The 4604-nt window shown below is 70.6% G+C and carries 3 protein-coding genes; 2 read left to right on the top strand and 1 reads right to left on the bottom strand.

From position 1 onward, the window contains the following. On the bottom strand, window positions 1–1078 hold a 1078-nt coding region (locus tag ACZ7EG_RS40000; protein WP_471089958.1), incomplete at its 3' end, for a cellulose binding domain-containing protein. A gap of 456 nt (window positions 1079–1534) precedes the next feature. On the opposite strand from ACZ7EG_RS40000, the gene ACZ7EG_RS40005 reads away from it, so the two are divergent. Together ACZ7EG_RS40005 and ACZ7EG_RS40010 are read left to right on the top strand one after the other, a co-directional pair. Then, on the top strand, window positions 1535–3253 hold the full coding sequence (locus ACZ7EG_RS40005; RefSeq protein ID WP_471089961.1) for a glycoside hydrolase family 6 protein: 1719 nt from the start codon (window positions 1535–1537) through the stop codon (window positions 3251–3253). 138 nt (window positions 3254–3391) lie between these two features. Next, window positions 3392–4288 (top strand): class I SAM-dependent methyltransferase, encoded by an 897-nt coding sequence (locus ACZ7EG_RS40010; RefSeq protein ID WP_471089964.1) that lies wholly within the window; start codon window positions 3392–3394, stop codon window positions 4286–4288. Window positions 4289–4604 lie beyond the last annotated feature (316 nt).

Raw genomic sequence — 4604 nt, forward strand, 5'->3', positions numbered from 1 at the left:
CGTTCGCCGGGTTGGTGATCTTCCCGTAGAGCTCCAGGAACCGGGCGTCGTACACCTTCGACGCCGCCAGCTGGGTGACGGTCACCGATGCCTTGGCGTGGCCCGCGGCCGTCGACTCGAAGACGGCCGATCCGGTGCCGGAGCCCGCCGCCGACACGGTCACCTTCTGCGCGGTGTTCCAGTTCTGCGGCGTGAAGGTCAGTGAGGCGCCGGCCGAGACCGACAGCCCCGAGTTGCCGCTCGCCCGGGCCGAGGTCACCGTCACGTCGGACGACGGCTGCTTGGACAGCTTCACCTCGTACGTGCCCGACTTGCCCGACTGGACGCCCAGTTGGAGCGGCGAGGCGACGACGGTCGGGCCGGAGGAGACGGTGATGCCGACCGGGGTGGAGTCCGCGGAGGCGCCCATGCTGTCGTACGCCTTCGCCACCAGGGAGTGACCGCCCACGGCCAGGTCGGAGACGGACAGGGCGTAGGGCGCACTCGTGTCCGTGCCCAGCAGCTTGGTGTCGTCGTAGAACTCCACCTTGCTGATCGTGGCGTTGTCCGCCGCGGCTGCGGTGGCCGCCAGCGGCACCGCCTGGCCCTGGGTGTAGACGGCGCCCGCGCTCGGGCTGGTCAGCACGGCGATCGGCGGCTGGTGCGCGCCGGTGCAGGGGGTGCCGTTGACGGAGAAGGACGTCGGTGCGGTGTTGGCGCCGCTGTAGGAGAACTGGGCGCCGGTGGAGACGGCGGCGCCCGCGGAGACCCGCGCGTTGTGGGCGGCGTTCTTGACGGTGATGTTCTGGCCGGACTGCGACCAGGTGCCGTTCCAGCCGTTGCCCAGCTTCTGGTTGCCGGAGTAGGCGTAGGCCAGCGTCCAGCCGTCGATGACCTCTGTGCCGCGGTTGGTGAGGGTGAGGTCCACCGTGAAACCGGAGCCCCAGTCGTTCGTCTTGTAGTCGACACTGCACTGAAGTGCCGCCGCCTGCGCGGGAGTCGATCCTGAGGAGAGCATCGTCAACGGAAGGGTGAGAGCTGCGAGCGCGGCGGTCCACAGACGCCGGGCGGCTCTCCGCCTCCGGGGTGGGGGATGCATGGTGCTGGTTCCTCCTTGCGGCTTGGAGAAATCAAGGCTTGAACCAGTGGGAGCGCTCCCATAGTGCGGATGCGTCAGGTATCGGTCAAGGTCCTCGAAGAATCGAAAAAGATTCGATGCGTCGTCTGAGCAAAAGTCAGCACCTCCCCTGTTCTTCACCGTCACTTGGCGCTACCTTCCTTGACACCAGTGGGAGCGGTTCCATCAGTCGACGCGTCCGTCACGGCACGCCCGACCTGCAAGGAGTCGCTCATGCGACACCCCCCGCGTTCAGTACTTTGAGCCGCCGCCGGCGCGAGAGCGCCGCGTGCGGCGGACAGGTGACGCCCTCAGCCGGCCCCGAACGGCGCACACAGGCCCCGGCATGCCCGCAAAGGCGCACCGACACCGCACCTCTGAACCCCCCACGGACTCGCGGACATCGCAAGGAACCCAACGGAAGAGGGACCCCCACTCATGAGCCGTACGAGAACCGCGTTACTGGCCGCCATGGCTCTGGTCGCCGGCGCGACCGGCACCGCGTTCGCCGTCGACCCGGGCGGCACCGGCATCGCCGCCGTCCCCTGCACCGTCGACTACAAGATCCAGAACCAGTGGAGCACCGGCTTCACCGCCGCCGTGACCATCACCAACAACAGCGCCGCCAAGTCGTCGTGGTCGCTGAAGTGGTCGTACGCCGGGAACCAGAAGGTCACCAGCGGCTGGAACGCCAAGATCGGTCAGAGCGGTGCCACCGTCACCGCCGCCAACGAGACGTACAACGCCCAGCTGGCCACCGGCGCTTCGGTGAGCTTCGGCTTCCAGGGCAGCTACAGCGGCAGCAACGCGATTCCGGAGACCTTCACCCTCGACGGTGTGACCTGCAACGTCGACGGCGGCCCCGGCGGCCCCACGGACCCGCCGGACCCGGGCGGGCCGTCCAACCGGGTGAACAACCCCTACGAGGGGGCCAAGGTGTACGTGAACCCGGAGTGGTCCGCGAACGCCGCCGCCGAGCCGGGCGGCAGCCGGGTCGCCAACCAGCCGACCGGAGTCTGGCTGGACCGAATCGCCGCGATCAACGGCGCAGGTGGAAAGATGGGCCTGCGCGACCACCTCGACGAGGCGCTGCGCCAGAAGGGCTCCGGCGAGCTCGTCGTCCAGTTCGTCATCTACAACCTGCCCGGCCGGGACTGCTCCGCCCTCGCCTCCAACGGCGAGCTGAAGGCTGACGAGATCGGCCGCTACAAGACCGAGTACATCGATCCCATCAAGGCCATCCTCGCCGACCCGAAGTACGCCTCGCTGCGGATCGTCACCACGGTCGAGATCGACTCGCTGCCCAACCTCGTCACCAACACCGGCAGCCGCCCGACGGCCGTCCCGCAGTGCGACGTGATGAAGGCCAACGGCAACTACGTCAAGGGCGTCGGCTACGCGCTGAACAAGCTCGGCGACGTGCCGAACGTCTACAACTACGTCGACGCCGGGCACCACGGCTGGATCGGCTGGGACGACAACTTCGGCCCCACCGCCACCATCATGAAGGAGGCGGCGACCGCCGAGGGCGCCACGGTGAACGACGTCCACGGCTTCATCACGAACACGGCGAACTACAGCGCCCTGAAAGAGAACAACTTCACCATCAACGACACCGTGGCCGGCAAGTCCGTCCGCGAGTCGAAGTGGCTCGACTGGAACCGCTATGTCGACGAGCTGTCCTACGCCCAGGCCTTCCGCAGCCAGCTGGTCTCGGCGGGCTTCAACTCGAACATCGGCATGCTGATCGACACCTCCCGCAACGGTTGGGGCGGCACCGCACGGCCCACCGGGCCGGGCGCGACGACCAGCGTCGACACCTACGTCGACGGCGGGCGGTACGACCGTCGCTTCAACGCCGGCAACTGGTGCAACCAGTCCGGAGCCGGCCTCGGCGAGCGCCCGAAGGCCGCCCCGGCCGCCGGGATCGACGCGTACGTGTGGATGAAGCCGCCGGGTGAGTCCGACGGGGCGAGCAAGGCCATCTCGAACGACGAGGGCAAGGGCTTCGACCGCATGTGCGACCCGACCTACACGGGCAACCCGCGCAACAACAACAACATGTCCGGTGCCCTGCCGGACGCGCCGCTGTCCGGGCACTGGTTCTCCGCACAGTTCCGGCAGCTGATGCAGAACGCGTACCCGCCGCTGTCCTGACCGGTTCGCGGTGAACCGGTGAACCGCTGATCCGCCGGGGCCCCGGCCCCGGCGGATTTTGCCGCACCGGCAACAGCAGTGGCCTCCGATCGGTGCGTCGGCGCACGCTGACCGCATCCGAGCGAGAGGCTGACCACCATGGCGCACCACCACCACGACCACGAGCGGGGCCACGGCCCTCAGCACGGTCACACGGACCTCGACTGGGCCGAGATGGGCCCGATGCTGGAGTCCTCGGCGGAACTGTTCGCCTCCCTGTACGAACGGGCGCTGGGCTGGCTTGCGCAGGAGGTGACCGAGCCGGGTCTGATCGTCGACGCGGGCAGCGGGCCGGGCGTCGTGTCGTGCCTGTTCGCGGAGGTGTTCCCGGGCGCGCGGATCGTGGCGGTGGACGGCTCCGAAGCGCTGCTGGAGCGGGCCCGGGCGCGGGCCGGGCGGCAGGGCGTCGCCGACCGTTTCGGCACGCTCGCCGGTGATCTGCCCGACGTACTCGGCGAACTGGACTACCCCGCCGATCTGCTCTGGGCGAGCCGCAGCCTGCACCACCTGGGCGACCAGCGGGCCGCGCTGGCCGCCTTCGCGCAGCGGCTCGCGCCGGGCGGCACGCTGGCCCTCATGGAGGGCGGTTTGCCCCTGCGGTTCCTGCCGCGCGACATCGGCATCGGCCGGCCCGGTCTCCAGGCGCGGATCGACGCGGTGGAGGCGGAGTGGTTCAGCCGGATGCGTACCGATCTGCCCGGGCACGTGGCCGAGACGGAGCACTGGCCGGCCCTGCTGGCCGCCGCGGGACTCAAGCACACGAGGACGCACAGCTTCCTGCTCGACCTCCCGGCCCCCGCCTCGGACCGGGCGCGTGCGTATGTCGTGGCGTCGCTGTCGCACATGCGCGACAAGCTCGCCGAGGGGCTCGACGCCGAGGATCTCGCGACCGTCGACCGCCTGCTCGACCCGGACGACGAGGCGAGCCTGCACCGCCGCCCGGACGTGTTCGTCCTGGAGGCCCACACGGTGCACACGGCGGTCCGGCCCGCGTAGCGGCCGCCGGCGAAGGACCTTGGAGGCGGCCCGTCCCGCGAGGGGGCTCCTCCCCGGAACGGCAGCGCCCCGGCCCGCCCCGCGAGAGGGCTCCTCCCCGGAACGGCAGCGCCCCGGCCCGCCCCGCGAGAGGGCTCCTCCCCGGAACGGCAGCGCCCCGGCCCGCCCCGCGAGAGGGCTCCTCCCCGGAACGGCAGCGCCCCGGCCCGGGCCCCGCGAGAGGGCTCCTCCCCGGAACGGCAGCGCCCCGGCCCGCCCCGCGAGAGGGCTCCTCCCCGGAACGGCAGCGCCCCGGCCCGCCCCGCGAGAGGGCTCC

The sequence above is a fragment of the Streptomyces sp. NPDC037100 genome (assembly GCF_055606225.1).